Below are 21167 nucleotides of genomic sequence, written 5' to 3' on the forward strand. Positions count from 1 at the left end.
AATAATTCCTTCTTCAGATATAGTTAATGCAATTTTTGTGCCAAAATTATTTTTGGTTACTTTGAAAATTAAAAAATATCCCTAATTAAAAAAGAGCCACTCCATTAGTTAAGCTAAACTAGAATGGAGGAGCTCTTTTTCTTTTAGTTTTTTACTAGTTTTATATCTTGTTGATGTTTTATCCAGTATTGTTGTAATTTTTGCTTACCAATGTTGATATCCGGGTGGAATTGAATAAAAGCATTTTCTCTAGTTGAGTTTAATTGTTGAAGTGCATCTTGTATCTCTTGTTCTAGTTTGCCATGATAATTTTTATTAGCAATTGTTAAACCCGCTAAATGTCCTTGTTTAATAGCGATTTTAGCACCCTCAATCCCTGTGATATTGCCTGCTACGTAAAGACCATCTAGAACTGTTTCCATCTTCTCGTTATGTAAGGGAACATAGCCGCCAAGTTCTTCTATCCAATGGAATGGACAGCCTGCTAAAGCGGCCAATTCTGCTAATGGGTATAAGCCACCAGCAATACAGACGAAATCAGCACTAATCTTTGTTTCTGTACCAGGAATTATTTCACCCGAGGGACTAATATCTGCTAGGATAACACCATCAACAGAATTATTACCATAAATCTCAATAACAGCTTTACGAAGCATAATTGGAATATCCCACATTTTCATACCCTTTTTAGGATAAAAAGTGATTCCCATTTTCTTTAGAAAATCATTTTTCATTAGTTTACTTCCCATTTTTACTAATTGGGAAGGAGCCATATGTGCCACATTTAGTAAAGAATTCATAACGGTTAGAGGGTTCCCGGTCTCTTCACTGACCTTTGTTAGTCTTGGTAAGGCAATACAAGCAACTTCAATATTTGCTATTTTTAACTCCATTGCAATCGCAGAAGAAAGTACATTAACGCCTACAATTACGCCTTTATTCCCTGGTTTTACACGATGTACATTTGTCATCACTTGAGCGGCGCCTACAGACATTACACCTGGTAGCGTCCACCCAGGTATAGGGATTGGCAATTCGGCAGCACCTGTCGCTAATAATAAATTTGGTGTTGTATAGGTATGTTCATTAGTATAAACAACCCACTGGCCATCAATTTTTTCAATATTAGAGACTGGAGTACTTAATTTAAAATCGACACCTAATGATAGTGCGCTATTGTATAGGTTTGCGGATTCCTTGACGCCATTCCACCAGCCGCCTGTTGGTTCTTCGTATAATTGACCAAGTAATCTACCACCTGCTTTCATATATTCATCAATGACAGTTACTTTTAATCCTTGTTGTGCCATGGAGATAGCTCCAGATAAGCCTGCAGGCCCTGCACCGATGACGATAGCATTATTCATTATTAGCCCTCCAATCACGAACAGGTGTCGGTAATTTCCCGCCACTTATGATATTCATATTCTCCTCTAATGGTGTTAAACATGCACGGACTCCTTGTTGGCCGTTAACATGTACTCTGCATTCGAAACAATGTCCAATATTGCAGTAAATACCTCGTGGTGTACCGCTCTCCTCATGGTATCGGATTGTACGAATACCGTTTGCCAATAAAGCTGCAGCAATAGATTCTCCTAATAAACCTGTTAATGTTTCACCGTTAAAAGTAAATAGAACTGTATTTAAGTCATTTAATCGCCCTAATACCGGGTGATCTATAATGCGCATTGTCATTCGTTTACACCTCCTAAGTCTCCAAAGTGAATTGGACGAATAGGTGGCTGATATTTTAAGGAAACCTGTTTCTCGTTTCGCGGTTGAACTTTATTAGCTATACTGTCGACCAAATTACGGCACGTCCTACCTCCACAGTAGCCCATACCAGCTCTAGTGCGGAGCTTTAGTTCGCGGGCTGTGCAATCGTAGGCTGTTGCTGTCTCGACCAATTGCCCGTAAGTTACTTCTTCACATCTACAAATTATCATGTTGTTTTCTGACAATACGCTCACCACTTTCAAAAAAGTTTGCAATCTATTCTTAAAACAAATGCAAGAACTATGCCAAAAATCAACTGTAGTTATTTTATGCCTAATTTATTGAGACGGTTGTAAAGTGTAGCACGGGTAATACCAAGATTTTTTGCACATGTATTTTTATTCCCATCAGCTTTATGTAACTCTTTAAGTAATATATCTTTTTCATATTCTTGTAATTGGAGATTCAAAGGTAGGGAATCATATTGTTTTAAATCGTTCTCCTCTTTTTTATTATTCGTAAAGGAGGGAGCATGTAATTCAATTGGTAAGTCTTCAGGTTTTATGATTCCGTTATCAGAGAAGACAACAAGTCTTTCAACGACGTTTTTTAGTTCACGAATATTTCCTGGCCATGAGTAGTTCATTAGATTTTGTAGAATGTCTTGAGAAATACCGTGAACAGGGCGGTTATATTTAATAGAAATTTCATATAAGAAATAATGAGTTAATTCGATTATGTCACTTATTCTTTCGCGTAGAGCGGGAATCTTAATATTCACTACGTTTAAGCGATAATATAAGTCCTCTCTAAATTTTCCTTCTTTTATAAGTTCCATCAGATCGCGGTTAGTAGCTGCAACTACATGGAAGTCAACTTCAATTTCCTTAGTTCCCCCAACAGGGTAGAATTTCTTTTCTTGCAGAAGCCGTAAGATTTTAACCTGCATATCGAGTGGCATTTCACCGATTTCATCTAAAAACAATGTTCCACCCTTAGCAAGTTCTACTTTTCCCTTTTTCCCTTTTTGATCTGCACCAGAAAAAGCTCCTTTTTCATAACCGAAGATTTCGCTTTCAAATAGTCCTGGTGGAATGGCACCACAGTTTATAGCTATAAACGGAGCTTTATCATCTTCTCTTATAGTGTGAATGGCTTTAGCAAATAACTCTTTCCCAACACCACTTTCACCATTAATCAAAATATTCGCATGTGTTGTAGCAGCCTTTTTTACTCTCTCTAATGTCTTTTTTAGTGTAGGGCTATTTCCTTTTATGTAAGTGAAGGGATTATCAGCGTTCTTTACTTTTCTTACTTCTTCTTCTAGAGAGAATAGCTTTTCTGAAGTCTCGTAAAGCTCATTATTTAAACGAATTTGATTTGTAATATTCGCCTCTGAGACAACTGCTCCAATAATAGTATCTTGCCAAATTACTGGATTTGAATTAATTCGAACAACTAAATCTTCACGTGGCTGATGCTGAGCATGTTGAATAGATGTTCCTTGTTGCAATGAATTTAGAATTTCTAGGTGTTCAGCTTGAAAAAAATCAGTGATAGGTCGACCCAATACATCTTGTTCTTTTAACGTAAATAACTCCTCTGCTCCTTTTGTCCAATATAATACGTTCTGATTTTCATCAATAACTGTGCAAGATTCATCAATTGTATTTAAAATCGTATCAAAAAATATATTAGCTTTTAAGTGCTCTGTAAATAAATTAGATAGTAATAGAGTGCTAGTAGTATAGCCGATAATGTCATCATTCATAGTGAATAATATAGGCTTATTATGCTCACAAGAATTTAGAATAGTTGGTAGCGGAGTATCAAAAGAAAATATATCGCAAAAGATCTGTGAATCATCCAATTTAATAAATATCTTCCCGGTATCATCGCGATAAAAAGTTTGTTCTGAAGATTTAGTTTGTAATGAAGAAGTTAAAAGTTCTTTTGAATCAAGTATTGAAAATTTTTTTGATAAGAGCTTAAGAAGTAATTTTTGTTCATTATTCATAAATATCTCCCCGCCTCAATTGTTTAATAAATTAGAATTGTCTAATTTATTTTACACAATATAAGAAAAAATACAAAGCTAATCCATCTAATTGAAAAATATAGATAAAAATGGTTATTTTCTATTTGTAGAGAATGTAATATAGCAATCTATTTATCTTTTTCAAAGTTGAATTCTATATAAATAATGAAATACGCCATAGATTGAGTAGTTTTTGATATGAAATAATTAATAATTTTTCAATAAATAAGTGATATCTTCTAGGGAAACTTAAAAGTTGGCACGGTTCCTGCATTATATATTGCTGACGGAAAGAAAAAGGAGGAGACATAGTGAGTGCTATACAACATCGAGATATTGTTGTAATAGGTGGGGGAATCATTGGTGCAGCAATCGCGTATTATGGCTCTAAAGCTGGTTTAGATATAACAGTACTTGAAAAAAATGAACTAGCTAGTGGAACATCTTCAAGATGCGATGGCAATATATTAGCGATAGATAAGGATCCGGGTTTTGATAGCCAAATGTCTTTGAAAAGCCAGGAACTTGTTCATAAATTAAGCAATGATTTAGAGATACCTTTTGAATATAGGAATCCGGGTAGTATTTTAGTTTGTGAAAATGATGCTGAAATGGAAGCAGCAAATCAATGGGTGAAAAGGCAACAAGATGCTGGTCTAGATTTCAAAATGTTAGATCGACAAGATTTACGCAATGAATCAAAGTATTTTGCAGATGATTTATATGGAGGGTTAGAGTGTGCAACTGACTCCACTGTAAATCCATATATGCTGACGTTTTCAATGTTTCATAGTGCAGAAAAGCAAGGTACAAAAATTCATAAAAATATTGAAGTAAAGCATATAAAGAAGGATTCTGATGGTCGCTTTACAATCGAAACGTCTAATGGCATCTTTTCAGCAAATAAAGTAGTTAATGCATGCGGAGTTTGGGCTCCAAAAATTGGTGAAATGTTAGATTTACATATACCCATTTTACCAAGAAAAGGTCAGCTTATTGTGGCATCTCGTCAAGAGCCGGTTGGTCTGCGTAAAGTGATGGAATTTGGTTATTTAATATCGAAATTTGGTGGAGAAAGACAAGTGGATAAAGCGACTGAACAATATGGCGTTGCTTTAGTTTTTGAACCAACAGAGAGTCAAAATTTTTTAATTGGTAGTAGCCGCCAATTTGCTGGATTTGATACAAGAGTAGACCATGAAGTAACGAAGTATATAGCTAAGAGAGCAGTTCGTTTTTATCCTAAAATGGCCGATATGACAGTAATTCGAACATATGCGGGGTTAAGGCCATGGACAGAGGATCACCTACCGATAATTTCTGAGGTTGAGCATATTCCAGGATTTTATATTGCAGCAGGGCATGAGGGTGATGGTATTAGTTTAGCAGCTGTGACTGGAAAATTAATTGAAGAAATGCTTACTAAAAAAGCTACTTCTGTTCCAATTGAACCTTTAAGATTACAACGTTTTAGGGAAAGGATGTTGACCTAATGAATCTGCAAAGATTATTTACAACCGTTGATACTCATACAGGAGGAAATCCAACACGAACATTAGTTAGTGGGTTACCACCTTTAAAAGGTAAAACTATGTCTGAAAAAATGCTCTATATGCAACAAAACTATGATTGGATTCGCATGTTTTTGATGAATGAACCTCGTGGACATGATGTTATGTCGGGTGCATTTCTAACAGATCCTTGTCATCCAGATGCAGATGTTGGCGTAATTTATGTAGAAACAGGTGGTTATTTACCAATGTGTGGACACGACACAATTGGTTTGTGTACAGCGTTGATTGAGACAGGAATGGTACCTGTTGTAGAACCGTATACACATATTAAAGTAGACACACCTGCAGGATTAGTAGATGTACAAGTGAAGGTGGAAAAGGGCATAGCAAAAGAAGTAACTTTTGCTAATGTACCAGCATTTTTATTGAAGTCTATTGAAATTTATGTGGCGGATATTGGGGAAGTGAAATGTGAAATTGCTTATGGTGGGAATTTTTATGGAATTATAGATGCTCGCTCATTGGATTTACCATTAGTTGAAAACAATGCATCGACCATTATCGACATAGGTATTCAAATTCGTAATGCTATTAATGAGCGTGAAGATATTGTGCATCCTGAATTTCCGTTTATCCGTGGTCTAACACATATTGAATTTTTCACGGACCCAGTTCATCCTACGGCAGATGTGAAAAATACAGTAATTGTTCCTCCAGGGGGAATTGATCGATCACCTTGTGGAACGGGCACCTCTGCAAAATTGGCTACATTGTTTAGTAAAGGTGAAATTGGCATAGATGAGCTCTTTGTACACGAAAGTATTGTGGGTACTCTATTTAAAGCGAGAGTATTAGAAAAAACGAAAGTTAACCAATTAGATGCAGTGATTACTGAAGTAACCGGCTCGGCTTGGCTTATGGGTATGCACCGCTTCTTCTATAATGAACGAGATCCTTTAAAAGAAGGGTTCCTACTTATTCCGCCTATGGAACATGAAACAGAGAAAGAAGGTGTCTAAATGAAGTTTGAGAAAATGTTTAGCACGATTGATACGCATGTTGCGGGCGAAGCATACCGTATCGTAATTCAATCACCAATCACCTTTGCAGAAAATAACATTAAAAAAAATCACGAAGAACTACAAGTACAATTTGAAAATACTAAAAATCTGTTGCTAAAAGAACCTAGAGGCCATAGAGGTATGCACGGATGCATCGTTCTACCATCGGTTGTAGCAGACTTTAGCTTACTATTCTTTACACATGAAGGAGTTAGCAATTTTAAATGCGAGTCTTTAATTGCTACTTTAACAGGACTATTAGAAACAGGGAATTTACAACAAAAATCTTCACATCTTTATAGCATTGAAACAGTGAATGGAATTTTTGAGTTACATGCTGAAATAGCTGATGGTGAAGTTATTGCTACAAAACTTCGTCACTCAAGTGATTTAATAGTTGAGAATTCTCAGGATACTTCTCTAATAGTTATAGATGAAGAGAGACAGTACGCATTATTTGAGAAGGTAAATGAAGCTCAAGAAATTACTTTGGAGAATTTAGCTTCACTTAGTAAATGGGGCAAGGAAAAAATTCGGAACTTAGTGGGAAAAGGTTTAAATATTACGGGTGTCATTTTAATAGAACAAGATGATGAGGATATTTCTCGAGTACGCTCAGTAACATTTGAGAGTGATGGCTATATTTTACGCTCACCGGGTATCGATAGTACTCTTGCGATTGCAAAAGTTTATCAGAAAGAAGTATTACAAAATTCTAGTATTTTTAACAGCACATTTAAAGTGCAAAAGGATTCAAATGAAGAGTTTTATACTATTTCAACAGAGGCCTTTGTGACAGGTATACATCAGTTTATATTCGATCAGGAAGATCCGTTAGAAAACGGTTTTATATTAGCTTAAACAAATTTGAGGAGGAATTGACATGACAAAATTAGAAGGCGTTTTTCCAGTATTAATCACACCTATGTTCGACAATGGTGAAGTGAATTGGGAAGGATTCAAAAACAATATTGAGTATTTTGTTGCACAGAACGTAGGCGGTATTACGATAAATGGTAGTACAGGAGAATTTGTTAGTTTAACAAAAGAAGAACGTTTTAAAGCTGTAGAAATCGCTGTTGCACAAGTGAATGGTCGTATACCTTTAATTGTTGGTACAGCAGCAGAAACGACTGCGGATGCGATTGAATTTACAAAACAAGCTGAAGAAGCAGGTGCTGATGCAGCGCTATTAATCAATTCATACTACGCTCATCCAAAAGAAAATGAAATCTACGAGCATTTCAAAGCAGTCGCGGAATCCGTGAAATTACCAATCATGATTTATAATAATCCATTCACATCTGGCGTAAATATTAGCCAAGAAACGATTTTACAAGTCGGTCGTGACGTAGAGAATATTACACATATTAAAGAATCAAGTGGTGAAATCCGTAAAGTACGTGATATTACACGCCAAGGTGAAGGATTTATCAAAACATTCTGTGGTGCAGATGATTTAGTATTAGAGTCATTCCTAGTTGGAGCGACAGGATGGATTTCAGTAGCAGGTAATATTGCGCCAAAATTAGCGGTGGAACTATATGAGAGTGTACAAAATGGCAATTTAGATAATGCTTGGTTAGTATACGATCGCTTATTACCATTATGTAACTTCCTTGAGGGTTCAGGAAAATATGTGCAAATTGTTAAACGTGCAATGGAGATTAAAGGATTAGCGGGTGGTCCAGCACGTAAACCACGCTTACCATTGAATGAGGAAGAGGAAGCACAATTACAAGAACTTATTAAAAATGTAGAGACAGTACCACAATAGTTTAATAGAAAACTATTGTGGAATATGACAGTAAAGAGAAAATGATCCTCTCTTAGTGAACAACTAATAGAGGATTGTTTTCGGTGAATTTAATTTTGGAGGGAGTATGAGGTATGACAACAATTAATTATAGTTTAAAAGAAAAAGTAGTAGAATTTCTAAACGGAACCATTGGATTGTATATTAACGGAGAATACGTACCATCGATTAGTGGGGGAACGATAGACGTAATTGATCCAGCTACAGAGGAAATCATCACTCAAGTATGTGAGGCTCAAGCAGACGATATTGATGTAGCGGTATCCGCAGCTCGCAAAGCTTTTGATGAGGGTGAATGGACGAAATTAGAAGCAGCAGAGCGATCACGTCTTATGTACAAATTCGCAGATTTATTAGAAGAACATCGTGAGGAACTTGCACAATTAGAGTCACTTGATAATGGTAAACCGTATGAAGTGGCTCTGGCAGATGATATTGATGGTACAATTCAGCATTTTAGATATTATTCAGGGTGGGCAACAAAAAGTTTAGGTAATACCGTTCCAGTATCTCCTGATTACGTAACTTATACGGTTCACGAGCCAGTAGGTGTTGTAGGGCAGATAATTCCGTGGAATTTCCCGTTAGCGATGGCCGCTTGGAAACTTGGAGCTGCTCTCGCAGTAGGTTGTACCGTCGTTATTAAGCCGGCAGCAGAAACACCATTGTCATTATTATACGCGGCTAAATTATTTAAAGAAGCTGGTTTCCCAGATGGTGTTGTAAATGTTGTCCCAGGATCAGGTCAAGGGGCAGGTGGAGCGATTGTAGAACATCCTCATGTTGATAGAGTGGCTTTTACTGGATCTACTGCGACGGGTAAAAAAGTAATGGAAACAGCTGCACAGCAAATAAAAGGCGTCACATTAGAACTTGGTGGTAAATCTCCAAGTATCATTTTAGAAGATGCTAACTTAGAAGAAGCTATTGAAGGTGTCTTCAATGGCATTATGTATAACCACGGACAAAACTGTAGTGCGTGCTCACGCTTATTTATTCACCGCAAACATCATGATTATGTTGTAGGGGAATTAGTGAAACGAGCTAATAAGTTAAAACTAGGACGTGGTTTAGAGCCTTCAACAGATATGGGCCCATTAGTATCTGCAAAACAGCAAAATACTGTTTTAGGTTATATTGAAAAAGGAAAAGCTGAAGGTGCAAAAATAGTTGCAGGTGGTGGGAAACCGTTTGATAAAGGTTATTTTGTAGAGCCTACTATTTTTGTTGATGTTGAAGATCATATGACTATTGCTCGTGAGGAGATTTTTGGGCCAGTACTTGCTGTATTTGTATTTGATACAGTTGATGAGGTTATTCGACGTGCAAATGATAGTGACTATGGTTTAGCTTCTAGCGTGTGGACTGAGAATATTAAAACAGGTCATTATATCGCCAACCGCTTACAATCAGGAACTGTATGGATTAATGATTTTGGTCTTGAGTGGGAAACAATGCCGTTTGGAGGCTATAAAAAATCCGGGGTTGGTAGAGAAATGGGTGGAGAATATGGTCTAGCAAACTATACTGAGGTTAAGAGTGTATTTGTGAATATTAAACGTTAATAACAAATCGTCTTATAAATATGATTCTTTAAGACATAATTAAATTTAGAATAACATTTCAATATTAGTATTAAAGATAATGCTCGATATCCTATTTAGGGTATCGAGCATTTTGTATAGTTATAGCTCCTTACGCTTACTAGCAGAAGGAATTCTCATTTCTTCGCGGTATTTATTGATAGTTCTCCTAGAGATTGTGATGCCATATTCAGAGTTGAAATATTCCGCCATTTTCTGATCTGAATAGGGTTTTATTTTATTTTCTTCAGCAATGAGCTGTTGCAAAAGAGTTTTTACTTTTTCTTGTGAAATCGTATGGCCATCTTTTGTTTCGAGTTTGGATGTAAATAAGTTTTTAAGTTCAAATGTACCAATTGGTGTTTGAACAAACTTATTGGTTGTTGCTCGACTTACAGTAGATTCATGCATTTCTATAGCTTCAGCTACTTCTTTTAAAGTAAGTGGTTGTAAAGCAGAAAAACCTTTTAGAAAAAAATCCTGCTGCTTTCCTAAAAGTACCTGCATGATTTTAATAATTGTATTACGACGTTGTTCGATGCTGTTAATGAGCCAATTATAATTTTTATAATGCTCATTAATATATTTTTTTTCATCACGATTTGCAGTTGGTAAGTTCATATAAAAACTATTTAAATGGATATTTGGCAAGTAAGTATCATTTAAATGGAATAGTAATTGATGATTATGTTCTTCCACAATAATATCTGGACGCAAATATTCCGTTGTTTCATGACTCATAACAGCACAGGGTTTCGGGTTCAAGGTTTTAATCAAATCATTGCATTCTTTTATTTCTGCGAGTGAAATATGCATTTTATTGGCGATAACTTGCCATTTTTTCTCTGCCAATAAATTTAAATGTTCATTAATAAGTATAGCTAGTTGTTGGTGTTCAGGATATCGAGTGCGAGCTTGTAAAGTTAGACATTCTTCTAATGTACGGGCACCAATACCAGAAGGGCCAATTTGTTGTAATAGATGTATTCCTTCAGTAATTTCTTTTGTTTCAAAAGTGGTATGTATGGGATCCGTTTGGAAGTATCCTTGATCATTTAAATTATAAATAATGTATTTTAACTGTTTTTGTATGTAGTCATCATTGAAATTAAGTTTTACTAATTTATATAAATAATCTCTAAAATCAATTTCAGCTTTATATGTAATATCTGTAGTTTCTTTTCTTGAGTGATTTGAAAAGGTGTACATTGGTAACTTCTCGACGTATTGATCATCAGCTTTTTCTTGAAGTTCAATTAAAGGGTTCTCTAATTCTTGCTGCCGGATAAATTGTTCTAAATCATCATTAGAGTATTGAAGTAACTCGATTGACTGTCTAAGTTGAACTGTCATTAACATTTTCAATTCCTGGCGTTGTTGAATTACAAGTTCCATATAATCCCCCTCTAATCTAATCCACCCATTGTTTAACTATTGTAGCACATGTTCTATTACTTCAAAAAGACGTATTTCTATGGAAATAAACCATAAAAGAGTTTGTGTGGTTTTATATTTATAATATTTTTTCTATTTAAAGTAAATAAAATAGTGGTTAATGTAGTTATTTACTAATGATAGATTATTTTGAATTTAAAATCAAAATATGTCGTGTTGTGTCAGTTGAATATTCGAAGTGGCATGAAGATTGCATGTAATAATTTATGGAAATGATGGATTCCAATTTAATGGGAGATGGGGGGGTATTTTATGTTTCGTTATATTATGAGTAGGATTGGTTATATGTTTGTTACATTGTTTATCATTATTTTATTATCGTTTGTATTAATGCAGACGTTACCTGGATCACCTTTTAATGATGAAAAATTGCCACCTGCACAAAAAGAATTATTATACGAAAAGTATGGGTTAGATAAGCCGGTAGCTGAACAGTTTGTAACTTACTTGAAAAATTTATCACAAGGGGATTTAGGTGTTTCCTTTACCTTTGATAATCGACCAGTAACGAAGATTATTAGTGAACGAATTGGCGCATCAGCCATTTTAGGGATGCAGGCAATTCTATTAGGGACGATGGTAGGTTTATTGTTAGGTATTTTAGCTGCATTAAGACATAACACATTTTGGGATTATGGAGCCATGTTAATAGCGGTATTGGGTATTTCAATTCCATCGTTTGTATTTGCAGGCTTTTTACAATATTGGGTAGGGGTCAAACTAGGATGGTTACCTATTGCCTTTTGGGGAGGATTTGAATATTCAATTTTACCAACATTTGCGTTGTCAGTAAGTGTTGTTGCTACGATTGCTAGATTTACACGTATCGAAATGCTAGAAGTCTTAGGACAGGAGTATATTATAACTGCGAAATCAAAAGGGCTTTCTAGTTTCGAAATCATAGGTAAGCATGGAATAAGAAATGCACTTATTCCTATTATTACAATTATAGGTCCACTTATTGTTAATACTATTACGGGCTCACTTGTTATTGAGAAGATTTTTAGTATACCAGGATTAGGCGAACAATTTGTTAATTCAATTATTACGAATGACTACCAACTGATTATGGGAACCACTATTTTTTATGCAGTTCTTTTCATAGTAGTTGTATTAATTGTTGATATTTTATACGGCTTTATTGATCCGCGCATTAGAGTAGCGGGGGGGAACCGATAATGGTAATAAAACATAATGAAAATGTAAAAGTGAAAAAGTATTCACCTGATTTATTTGAACCAGCTAATCAAGGGGCAATAAAAAGAGAACAAATTATGAGACCTGAGCAATCCTTTTGGCAGGATGCCTGGAGTAGGCTTAAAAAAAATAAAGCGGCATTCTTTGGTTTACTGATAATTGTAGTTGTCATTTTATTGGCGATATTTGGACCTTATATGAACAGTCATGGTTATGACGAACAAGATTTAACCCGTACCAATTTGCCCCCGAAGATTCCTGTGCTAGAGAATATTTCATTTTTAGGAGTTGATGGCAAGGATATTCGTAATGTCGACCAATATGCTTCTAAAAACGTTGATGAGTTTTTTTGGTTTGGTACAGATGAATTGGGAAGGGATTTGTGGACGAGAGTTTGGCAAGGAACTAGGATTTCGTTATATATCGCTTTCTTAGCAGCGACTATTGATTTAATTATTGGTGTAGCATATGGAGCGGTATCGTCATTTTATGGGGGAAGATTAGATACATTGATGCAACGTATTATTGAAGTTCTAGTTGGAATTCCAGGTTTAATTGTCAATATATTATTGATTTTAATACTAAAACCAGGGATTCTTTCTATTACATTAGCAATGGTTATTGTAGGTTGGATAGGAATGGCTCGGATTGTCCGAGCACAAATACTAAAGTTGAAAGGACAAGAATATGTATTAGCTTCTAGAACTTTAGGTGCAAGCAACCAGCGTTTAATATGGAAACATTTAATACCAAATACATTTGGTCCGATTATAGTGGTTACAACTTTCACTATTCCTGGTGCTATTTTTACAGAAGCTTTATTGAGTTTTATTGGTTTAGGGTTACAGCCACCAATCGCATCATTAGGAACCATTGTGAATGATTCTTATAAATTATTACGAATTTATCCACATGGAATGGTCGTATCGTCAATCATTATTAGTTTAATCATGATTAGTTTTAATTTATTAGGGGATGGTTTACGGGATGCGTTTGACCCTAAAATGAGAAAATAAGGGGGATGGAACATGGACTATATACTTCAAGTAAAAAATCTCCATGTATCTTTTGATACATATGCAGGAGAAGTACAAGCAGTACGAGGCGTTTCTTTTGATTTGAAGGCTGGTGAAACACTAGCGATTGTAGGTGAATCAGGTTCAGGGAAATCTGTAACATCAAAAAGTTTGGTGCGATTAAATCCCCCTGAATCTACTAGGGTTAAGAACGGTGAAATCCTGTTTGAGGGAAAAAATATCTTGAATATTACCGAGCAAGAAATGCGTAAAATACGTGGTGCAGATATTGCAATGATTTTTCAAGATCCAATGACTGCTTTAAATCCAACGATGACGATTGGAAAACAAATTGCGGAGAGTATTCGAAAACATACTAATATGGGCAGTACGAAGGTTAAAGATCGAGTTATTGAGCTTCTTCAAATGGTGGGAATAAAAGATGCTGAAACACGTATAAAGCAATATCCACATCAATTTTCTGGGGGGATGCGACAACGTATTGTCATTGCAATGGCATTAGCATGTGAGCCAAAGATAATTATTGCGGATGAACCAACTACAGCATTAGATGTTTCTATTCAAGCACAAATACTAGAACTCTTAAAACACATACAACAACAAATGGGTTTATCTATTGTGTTTATCACACATGATTTGGGTGTTGTCGCAAAAATGGCTGATCGTGTTGCAGTTATGTATGCAGGCAAGATTGTTGAAATCGGTTTAGTAGATGAGGTTTTTTATAAAACAACGCATCCTTATACGAAGGGATTGCTAGCAGCCATGCCTAGACCGAATATGATGTCAGATGAACTCTATTCGATCCCTGGCTCTCCACCAGATCTACTAAATCTCCCGCAAGGAGATGCATTTGCAGAGCGTAATAAACAGGCGTTAAAAATAGATTTTATAGAAGAACCTCCTTTATTTCAGATATCAGATACGCATTTTGCTGCCACATGGTTATTGCATGAGCTTGCACCAAAAACAGTTCCTTTAGAAAATAAATCTGAAGAGTCAATGTCCAGTGATTTTGTATTGGAACAAGAACATACTACAAAGGAGAATCTCATTTTAGTTAAAGGGTTAAAGCAGTATTTTAAATTGGATAAACATAATACTGTAAAAGCAGTTGATGATATCAGTTTCAACATATATAAGGGTGAAATTTTTGGATTAGTAGGCGAATCAGGCTGCGGTAAATCAACGACAGGTCGCTCTCTCATTAAACTAAATGATATGACTGCGGGAGAAGTTATTATTGATGGAAAAGATATTAGAAAAGTGAAGTCTAAGAAGGAGTTATTGGAGTTTAATCGTAAAGTTCAAATGATTTTCCAAGATCCTTATTCTTCTTTAAATCCAAGAATGAAAGTCGCTGACATTATTGCTGAAGGACTTGATATCCATCATTTGAATGTAAATCAGCGTCAAGAAAAAGTACACGATTTACTCGAAACTGTAGGCTTAAATAAAGAACATGCTAATCGCTATCCACATGAATTTAGTGGTGGTCAGCGCCAACGTATTGGTATTGCAAGAGCACTAGCAGTGGAACCAGATTTTATCATTGCGGATGAACCAATTTCTGCGTTAGATGTTTCAATTCAAGCACAAATAGTGAATTTGCTAAAAAAGTTACAAAAAGAAAAAGGACTTACTTATTTGTTTATTGCTCATGATTTATCGATGGTAAAATATATTAGTGATCGAATTGGTGTAATGTATAGAGGAAAAATTGTAGAGATGGCGAGCAGTGAAGAATTATATGAAAATCCAATTCATCCTTATACAAAATCATTACTATCAGCATTACCACTACCAGATCCATTGTTGGAAAGAGAGCGAAAGCGAATCATTTTTGATGATCAATCTTATGAAGGTAGAAATCGAGAAAATGAAATTCTAAGAGAAGTCAGAAAGGGTCATTTTGTGATGTGCACCGAACAAGAATATGAAGAATATAGAAAGACTATTAAGGTGGTGAATCATTAATGTCCTTTAAAGATATTTATAGAATCGTAATTTGTATGTTGATTTCTATTGTCTTATCAGTCGTATTTATCTATGTGTTTGGACAAACAAATGTAGTTCTGAGTATATTAAACAATTTGTTTATCATAGCATCTATATTGTTAATAATCGGTGGAGGATTCTTTGTTCTTCAAGGGGGACTCTTCAATGGTATTACTTATAGTTTTAAACGATTTTTTAGCCGAATAACTAGATTAGGAGAATATGCTACAGCAATCGACGGAGATGTTGAATATACTTCAGCTTTTTCAAGTGATTACACGTACCCCATATTAATAGCCGGGGGTATTCAATTTATACTCGTATTGTTAATTTCAATTATTTATTTTTAAAAAAGAGATGTGAGCAATTTGCTCACATCTCTTACTTGTATGTCCTATTATGAACGTATTCTCTAAACGAAATAACTTTTTCAATGGCCAACAAATTCATGAATTTGTTTTAGGTTTTGAATCTTGTTATATGGATAGTAATATAAGGATCGTAAGGTTAATCACTCTCTATTTTTCGATGTATGCCCATTTGTAACTCATATCTGCAGAGAATGGATGCTCATAAAGGTTTTTTACATAAGGTTTCGTCAAGCGACTAATACCTACTTGGTAAGTTGGTGCGAATGCGACATCGTCTAGCATTAATTTCTCAGCTTGTTGCAATATTTCCCAACGTTTTTTACTATCAACAGTTACTCTCGCTTCTTTGATTAGTTTATCAACGCTACTATTACTGTAGTTAGATTGATTGTATGGTGCACCTGTCTCAAATAACTCGATATACGTCATAGGATCTTGGTAGTCAGGTCCCCAGCCGCCATAATCTAAATCAAAATCGACTTTAGCTTCTAAAGCTAATTTTTGTTTGTTAGGTTGCATATTAATAGTCAATTTAATGCCTTCTAAGTTTTTTTCAAGTTGATTTTTAATGTACTCGACGGCGCTTTTAGCTTGTGCAGTATCGTAACTTAGTATTTCTAGAGTCACTTTGTCAGTACCTAATTCTTTTAAGCCTTTTGCCCAATATTCTTGAGCTTTACTAATATCAGTTTTGTTCATATCACCATTGCCATCACGGAAGTCTTTACCATCAGGGCCTGAAGATAAACCTTCAGGTACTAAGAAATAGGCGGCGATGGATCCGTTTTTCATAATGACATTTGCCATAGCTTCTTTATCCCAGCCCATATCAATAGCTTTACGGATATTTTGATTGGATAGATATTTATTTTCGTGATTAATACGTAAAAAGTATGTGTTAGGTTTTAAGAAAGTTGAGAATTCTGGGCTATCTTTGTATTGATCAACGAATTCACTTGATAAAGTAGCTGTATCAATTTCATTTGCTTCGTATAGGTTCATAGCAGTTGCCGTGTCCTTAACGATTTTTTGGTTGATTGTAGTTAGTTTTACAGTATCTTTATCCCAATATTTCTCGTTCTTTTTAAATTTCCAACCTTGGCCTTGTTTCCATGATTCCAATATAAAGGGACCATTGTATATCATTTTATCAGTTTCAAGAGCATACTGGTCACCTTGTGCTTCAGTGAATTCCTCATTTTGTGGGAAGAATGGTGCATATGTTGTTAAGCTTAAGAAATATGGAATTGGTCTTTCCAGTTCGATTTCTAATGTATAGTCATCTACTGCTTTAATTCCAAGTTGATCAATTTTACCATACAGTGTGTCATTTTTATCTTGAATTTTTACAGCATTTTTAATGTCTAGCATTAGGTAAGAATATACAGCCTGTGTTTCGGGATTAATAGCCTTTGACCAAGCATAAATAAAGTCGTGTGCCGTAACTGGAGCATCGTTACTCCATACAGCATCTTTTCGAAGCTTGAAAGTATAAGTCTTACCGTCTTTGGATATCTCATGTGACTCTGCAATCCCTGGAACTGCTTCGTTTTCAGGCCCAATGCGATACAAGCCTTCATAAACAGAGTTCATAGCAGTTACTGCTAGCGCATCTAAGCTACCGAGTGAACTCATCGTTGTTAAATCCCCTGACGCAGATAGATTTAATACTTGTTCAGTCGTTGAACTGTTAGGATCACTAGCCTTTTCACCTTCCGTTTCGTTAGCTTCATCCTTACCATAGCAGCCTGTTAAAATAATCATTAAAGAAAATAATAACATGAAAGAAAATAAAACTTTCTTCTTCATAAAATAAGCCCCCCTATTTTAAAATCCCAACAAACGAAAAGAATCCTATCATCCTTCTGAATGTGAGTCGAAGTAATAGTATGCAATATTCATGCCTATATCTTTATTAAGGTACAAATTTAGTGAAAGATTGGCATAATACTTGCAACATGTTAAATATTAAATTATTGGAGGGTTAAAAATGGGGAAATTAGAAAAGTTAAGAGCTGTATTAGAAGAGCAAGGATTGGAAAGTTTAATTGTGACAAATGATCAAAATCGACGTTACTTAACAGGATTCACTGGGAGCGCAGGAACTGTGTTGGTAACAAAAAACAAAGCATTCCTATTTGTGGATTTCCGCTATGTTCAACAAGCTCAAAATCAAACAATGGACTTTACTGTGAAAGAAATTGATCGTGCAGTTTTGTGTGAAGTAATTTCCAACATATTACAGGAAGAAAATGTTAGTAGAGTTGGATTTGAGGAAAAGAATATTACGTATTACTTACATTCATTATTTGCTAAGAATATTCAAGCAGAACTTGTACCCATTTCAGGTGCAGTTGAAAAATTACGTATGATTAAATTACCTGAAGAAATTGAAAAGATTAAAATAGCAGCAAGTATTTCTGATGCGGCATTTACACATATATTGGATTATATAAAACCAGGCATATCAGAAATTGATATTGCCAATGAACTAGAGTTTTACATGCGAAAGAAAGGAGCTACTTCATCTGCCTTTGATATGATTGTAGCTTCAGGGTATCGATCAGCATTACCACATGGTGTCGCTAGTAATAAGTTAATAGAAGAAGGGGATATCATAACGCTTGATTTTGGGGCTTATTATGATGGCTATCGTTCAGACATGACACGCACAATTGCTATAGGACAACCAACAGAAGAAATGATAGAAATCTATAATATTGTTCATGGCGCATTAGAAAATGCACTGGCGCATATGAAGGTAGGCATTACTGGCAAAGAAGCTGATGCTTTGACTAGACAGTATATAGAAGAAAAAGGATTCGGAAAGCAATATGGGCATGGTTCTGGACATGGGATAGGGTTAGATATTCATGAGGACATTTTCATGTCCCCAGTTTCGGAAGAGGTATTACAAGAAGGAATGGTGTTAACGGTTGAACCTGGTATTTATTTACCTAATGTAGGTGGAGTTCGTATTGAAGATGATGTTCTAATAAAAAAGGATGGAATAGAAATTTTGACTTCTTCTCCAAAAGAGTTAATTATTTTATCTATGTCTATAAAATAAGACAACTGTCAAAAAATCTGTACAGTAAAAAAGAACGACTGACTATGTCAGTCGTTCTTTTTCTTTTATTCACTCATTTCATACAACGATATGCTTTCAATATAGTTTACAAATCTACGCAATTCTTTTTCTTCTGTTCGGTCAATTTCACCGGCTTCGTACATTTTTTGGATTTCCAAACGTTCAGTTTCAATTAAAAGAGCGCGTAATTCCTCTTTTATTTCATCGCGGCGTTCAGAATTTCGAGTGACGGATTGCTTCATCCTATCCATAATTCTGCGATATTCGTAAATAATAGAATTAGCAAGATCAGGGTTTTCTTCTGATTTTGCATATTGTTCTAGAGCATCAATGCCTGCTCCTAAAGCGTGCATACGTAACTCTTTCTTTTGGCGGAAATATTCAATCCGTTTATCCTTATTTAAACTGTATCTTTTTCGAGTAGTTTTCCAGTGAAGTAAAATTCTATAGAGAATAGTGATTACTTTTGGGCGATTTGGATTACTAATATTCTTTTCGCGTTCTTTAAAAGCAGCTTGGCATGCAGAGTATATATCCGGATCTAAGTTTTGGTCCTTTTGATTCTTTTCTATATAGTCCTTTTCTGCTTTTAACCCAATTAAACGTAGTTTTTTTATTTGATGCTTGCGTTCTTTAGAAGCTAATTTTTCTGCGTTGAGCTCTACATCGATTTGATTGAACATCATTTTTGCTTCGTCTATTAATTCAAAAGCTACAGTTTGGTTTTCTTCAGTCATCACTGTATTTATTTTACGGACTGAAGCAAGCAGTAAGCGTTTTTTGGCTTCATTAAAAGTGAGCTTTCCTTCTCGTATTTCTAAAACTTCTTCTTCATCAATTAAAAGAGGTAAGAAAATTGTAGCAATTAGCAATGTAAATAAAATAACACTAGATGCTAAAAACAAAATCAGCGAACGCTCTGGAAACAAATCTCCGTTATCAACTAGTAAAGGAAGTGATAAAACACCGGCCATCGTTACAGCGCCACGAACGCCTGTTAAGCTAGTCAGCAAACTCGCCTTCAGACTAGGCCTTTCTATTTCTTGAATTGCGTCTTTTTTATATTCATAGTGAGAAAAAGCATATGACCAAATGAAACGAATACCTAAAATAACAAAACCAATTGCAATAGAGTAACCGATAATTTGCCAGTTATTCATGGATGGATTCTCTAACGTTTCTGTCATCGACAACGGAATGTTTAATCCAAGTAACAGGAATACGACTCCGTTTAAAATGAACAGCACGATGGACCAAGTGTTTTCTGTAATTATTTGTTCTTCAGCAATTAAAGTCTCAGTATGATCTTTTACAAGTGCATGCACAATTCCACCTACAACGACTGCAATGACCCCTGATGCATGAAAGACATCCTCTGCAATGAAATAAATGATAAAAGGTGTTAAAAGCTGTAATAATGAATGAAAAACGACATCATGGATGCCTTTTTTTCGAAGTGTAAAGCGCAGTTGCGTAATGATGATACCTAAAATTAGACCAAGTATAGCCCCAGCCAAAAATGTATAAGTAAACTCGAAAAAAGCTTCCTTAATTGAAAAGTACCCTGTCACAACAGCTGCCACGGCGAATTTGAAAGCAACTAAACCAGAGGCATCATTAATAAGTGATTCACCACGAACGAGGTTTAAAATCTTCTCGGGTATTTGAATACGCTTTGCAATACCGTTTACTGCTACAGGATCTGTTGGTGATAAAATGGCTGCAAGTGCAAATGCAGCAGCTAGAGGTATATCAGGAATTAGCCAATGGATAAAGTAACCACCGCCGAGCGTCGTTAGAAGGACTAATATAATGGCATTCCCAAGAATAGGTGTGCGCATTTTCCACAGTTCTTCTCTAGGGAAATTGCGTCCGTCATTATACAAAAGTGGGGCAACAAAAAGTAATAAAAACCATTCAGATTCAAGCTGAAGCGTCATTTCATTAGCGAATATAGCTAATAGAACGCCAAGTGCTATTTGGATTAGTGCTGTAGGTATAAATGGAATATAATGTCCAATTACATTTGATAATAACAGGCAAACTAATAGTAATAGGATTGTAATTAATAAATCCATAATAAACTCCCTTCAAAAAAAGTATCGATAGAAAAGTAAGTATTTATTCATTACCCTTTTTCAGAAATAAATGTACTGTATAAAGAAACTTTCAAGAATATTTATGAAAAGGCCACGTTAAATTTGACAAAGGTGTAAACGTTCGCAAATAAGTGCGTGAATTTGTGATGGATATCATGACAGTTTCGAAAATGAAAGTTTATACTAGA

At 35.2% G+C, this 21167-nt stretch carries 17 protein-coding genes; 10 read left to right on the forward strand and 7 right to left on the reverse strand.

Going from position 1 to position 21167, the window contains the following annotated elements:
* Positions 1 to 143: 143 nt before the first annotated feature.
* From BK137_RS19735 to BK137_RS19750, 4 genes are all read right to left on the reverse strand, one after another.
* Complete coding sequence (locus BK137_RS19735; RefSeq protein WP_038179424.1) at positions 144 to 1367, reverse strand: NAD(P)/FAD-dependent oxidoreductase; 1224 nt, start codon at positions 1365 to 1367, stop codon at positions 144 to 146.
* On the reverse strand, positions 1360 to 1698 hold the full coding sequence (locus tag BK137_RS19740; protein WP_038179422.1) for a (2Fe-2S)-binding protein: 339 nt from the start codon (positions 1696 to 1698) through the stop codon (positions 1360 to 1362). Before BK137_RS19740 ends, BK137_RS19735 begins: the two co-directional genes overlap by 8 nt.
* On the reverse strand, positions 1695 to 1949 hold the full coding sequence (locus BK137_RS19745) for a (2Fe-2S)-binding protein (RefSeq protein WP_038179504.1): 255 nt from the start codon (positions 1947 to 1949) through the stop codon (positions 1695 to 1697). The genes BK137_RS19740 and BK137_RS19745 overlap by 4 nt, the downstream gene beginning before the upstream one ends.
* A gap of 92 nt (positions 1950 to 2041) precedes the next feature.
* On the reverse strand, positions 2042 to 3736 hold the full coding sequence (locus tag BK137_RS19750; protein WP_038179420.1) for a sigma-54 interaction domain-containing protein: 1695 nt from the start codon (positions 3734 to 3736) through the stop codon (positions 2042 to 2044).
* A 341-nt stretch (positions 3737 to 4077) separates the two neighbouring features.
* Here BK137_RS19750 and BK137_RS19755 point away from each other — a divergent pair, with 341 nt between their 5' ends.
* The 5 genes from BK137_RS19755 (at position 4078) to BK137_RS19775 (ending at position 9713) form a co-directional block, all read left to right on the forward strand.
* Positions 4078 to 5250, forward strand: coding sequence for an NAD(P)/FAD-dependent oxidoreductase (locus BK137_RS19755; RefSeq protein ID WP_038179502.1), 1173 nt, complete (start codon positions 4078 to 4080; stop codon positions 5248 to 5250).
* On the forward strand, positions 5250 to 6290 hold the full coding sequence (locus BK137_RS19760) for a proline racemase family protein (protein ID WP_038179419.1): 1041 nt from the start codon (positions 5250 to 5252) through the stop codon (positions 6288 to 6290). Before BK137_RS19755 ends, BK137_RS19760 begins: the two co-directional genes overlap by 1 nt.
* Entirely contained in the window at positions 6291 to 7193 is a 903-nt protein-coding gene (locus tag BK137_RS19765; protein WP_038179417.1) for a proline racemase family protein, read from the forward strand.
* 22 nt (positions 7194 to 7215) lie between these two features.
* On the forward strand, positions 7216 to 8109 hold the full coding sequence (dapA, locus tag BK137_RS19770) for a 4-hydroxy-tetrahydrodipicolinate synthase (protein WP_038179415.1): 894 nt from the start codon (positions 7216 to 7218) through the stop codon (positions 8107 to 8109).
* Between the two features lie 113 nt (positions 8110 to 8222).
* On the forward strand, positions 8223 to 9713 hold the full coding sequence (locus BK137_RS19775) for an aldehyde dehydrogenase family protein (protein WP_038179413.1): 1491 nt from the start codon (positions 8223 to 8225) through the stop codon (positions 9711 to 9713).
* 120 nt (positions 9714 to 9833) lie between these two features.
* Here BK137_RS19775 and rpoN read toward each other — a convergent pair whose 3' ends face one another.
* Positions 9834 to 11126 (reverse strand): RNA polymerase factor sigma-54, encoded by a 1293-nt coding sequence (gene rpoN, locus BK137_RS19780; RefSeq protein WP_038179411.1) that lies wholly within the window; start codon positions 11124 to 11126, stop codon positions 9834 to 9836.
* A gap of 312 nt (positions 11127 to 11438) precedes the next feature.
* Here rpoN and opp3b point away from each other — a divergent pair, with 312 nt between their 5' ends.
* The 4 genes from opp3b to BK137_RS19800 are packed head-to-tail and all read left to right on the forward strand — an operon-like array spanning position 11439 to position 15768.
* Positions 11439 to 12365: an oligopeptide ABC transporter permease gene (opp3b, locus tag BK137_RS19785; protein ID WP_038179409.1), complete on the forward strand. Its 927-nt coding sequence runs from the start codon at positions 11439 to 11441 to the stop codon at positions 12363 to 12365.
* A complete protein-coding gene (opp3C, locus tag BK137_RS19790) occupies positions 12365 to 13399 on the forward strand; it encodes an oligopeptide ABC transporter permease (RefSeq protein WP_038179407.1) in 1035 nt (344 codons plus the stop codon). The genes opp3b and opp3C overlap by 1 nt, the downstream gene beginning before the upstream one ends.
* Before the next feature lie 12 nt (positions 13400 to 13411).
* Complete coding sequence (locus BK137_RS22855; protein ID WP_076066895.1) at positions 13412 to 15397, forward strand: ABC transporter ATP-binding protein; 1986 nt, start codon at positions 13412 to 13414, stop codon at positions 15395 to 15397.
* Positions 15397 to 15768 (forward strand): DUF3899 domain-containing protein, encoded by a 372-nt coding sequence (locus tag BK137_RS19800; protein ID WP_235175669.1) that lies wholly within the window; start codon positions 15397 to 15399, stop codon positions 15766 to 15768. Before BK137_RS22855 ends, BK137_RS19800 begins: the two co-directional genes overlap by 1 nt.
* Before the next feature lie 168 nt (positions 15769 to 15936).
* Here BK137_RS19800 and BK137_RS19805 read toward each other — a convergent pair whose 3' ends face one another.
* Positions 15937 to 17598, reverse strand: a complete 1662-nt coding sequence (locus tag BK137_RS19805; protein WP_038179405.1) for a peptide ABC transporter substrate-binding protein — start codon at positions 17596 to 17598, stop codon at positions 15937 to 15939.
* Positions 17599 to 17779: 181 nt separating this feature from the next.
* Here BK137_RS19805 and BK137_RS19810 point away from each other — a divergent pair, with 181 nt between their 5' ends.
* Positions 17780 to 18859: a M24 family metallopeptidase gene (locus tag BK137_RS19810; protein WP_038179402.1), complete on the forward strand. Its 1080-nt coding sequence runs from the start codon at positions 17780 to 17782 to the stop codon at positions 18857 to 18859.
* 65 nt (positions 18860 to 18924) lie between these two features.
* Here the strand turns inward: BK137_RS19810 and BK137_RS19815 are convergent, their stop codons facing one another.
* Positions 18925 to 20958 carry a Na+/H+ antiporter gene (locus BK137_RS19815; protein WP_038179399.1) on the reverse strand — a complete coding sequence of 678 codons (2034 nt, stop codon included), beginning with the start codon at positions 20956 to 20958 and terminating at the stop codon, positions 18925 to 18927.
* Between the last annotated feature and the right edge of the window lie 209 nt (positions 20959 to 21167).

This window comes from Viridibacillus arenosi, from assembly GCF_001955655.1.
Lineage (GTDB): Bacteria > Bacillota > Bacilli > Bacillales_A > Planococcaceae > Viridibacillus > Viridibacillus arenosi.

Bases quoted from the DNA above. Each gene is read 5' to 3' on its own strand.
- rpoN (WP_038179411.1), bottom strand. From the start codon at position 11,126: ATGGAACTTGTAATTCAACAACGCCAGGAATTGAAAATGTTAATGACA.
- BK137_RS22855 (WP_076066895.1), top strand. From the start codon at position 13,412: ATGGACTATATACTTCAAGTAAAAAATCTCCATGTATCTTTTGATACA.
- BK137_RS19735 (WP_038179424.1), bottom strand. From the start codon at position 1,367: ATGAATAATGCTATCGTCATCGGTGCAGGGCCTGCAGGCTTATCTGGA.
- dapA (WP_038179415.1), top strand. From the start codon at position 7,216: ATGACAAAATTAGAAGGCGTTTTTCCAGTATTAATCACACCTATGTTC.
- BK137_RS19815 (WP_038179399.1), bottom strand. From the start codon at position 20,958: ATGGATTTATTAATTACAATCCTATTACTATTAGTTTGCCTGTTATTA.
- BK137_RS19810 (WP_038179402.1), top strand. From the start codon at position 17,780: ATGGGGAAATTAGAAAAGTTAAGAGCTGTATTAGAAGAGCAAGGATTG.
- BK137_RS19750 (WP_038179420.1), bottom strand. From the start codon at position 3,736: ATGAATAATGAACAAAAATTACTTCTTAAGCTCTTATCAAAAAAATTT.
- BK137_RS19760 (WP_038179419.1), top strand. From the start codon at position 5,250: ATGAATCTGCAAAGATTATTTACAACCGTTGATACTCATACAGGAGGA.
- BK137_RS19740 (WP_038179422.1), bottom strand. From the start codon at position 1,698: ATGACAATGCGCATTATAGATCACCCGGTATTAGGGCGATTAAATGAC.
- BK137_RS19745 (WP_038179504.1), bottom strand. From the start codon at position 1,949: ATGATAATTTGTAGATGTGAAGAAGTAACTTACGGGCAATTGGTCGAG.
- BK137_RS19800 (WP_235175669.1), top strand. From the start codon at position 15,397: ATGTCCTTTAAAGATATTTATAGAATCGTAATTTGTATGTTGATTTCT.
- BK137_RS19775 (WP_038179413.1), top strand. From the start codon at position 8,223: ATGACAACAATTAATTATAGTTTAAAAGAAAAAGTAGTAGAATTTCTA.
- opp3C (WP_038179407.1), top strand. From the start codon at position 12,365: ATGGTAATAAAACATAATGAAAATGTAAAAGTGAAAAAGTATTCACCT.
- BK137_RS19765 (WP_038179417.1), top strand. From the start codon at position 6,291: ATGAAGTTTGAGAAAATGTTTAGCACGATTGATACGCATGTTGCGGGC.
- opp3b (WP_038179409.1), top strand. From the start codon at position 11,439: ATGTTTCGTTATATTATGAGTAGGATTGGTTATATGTTTGTTACATTG.
- BK137_RS19805 (WP_038179405.1), bottom strand. From the start codon at position 17,598: ATGAAGAAGAAAGTTTTATTTTCTTTCATGTTATTATTTTCTTTAATG.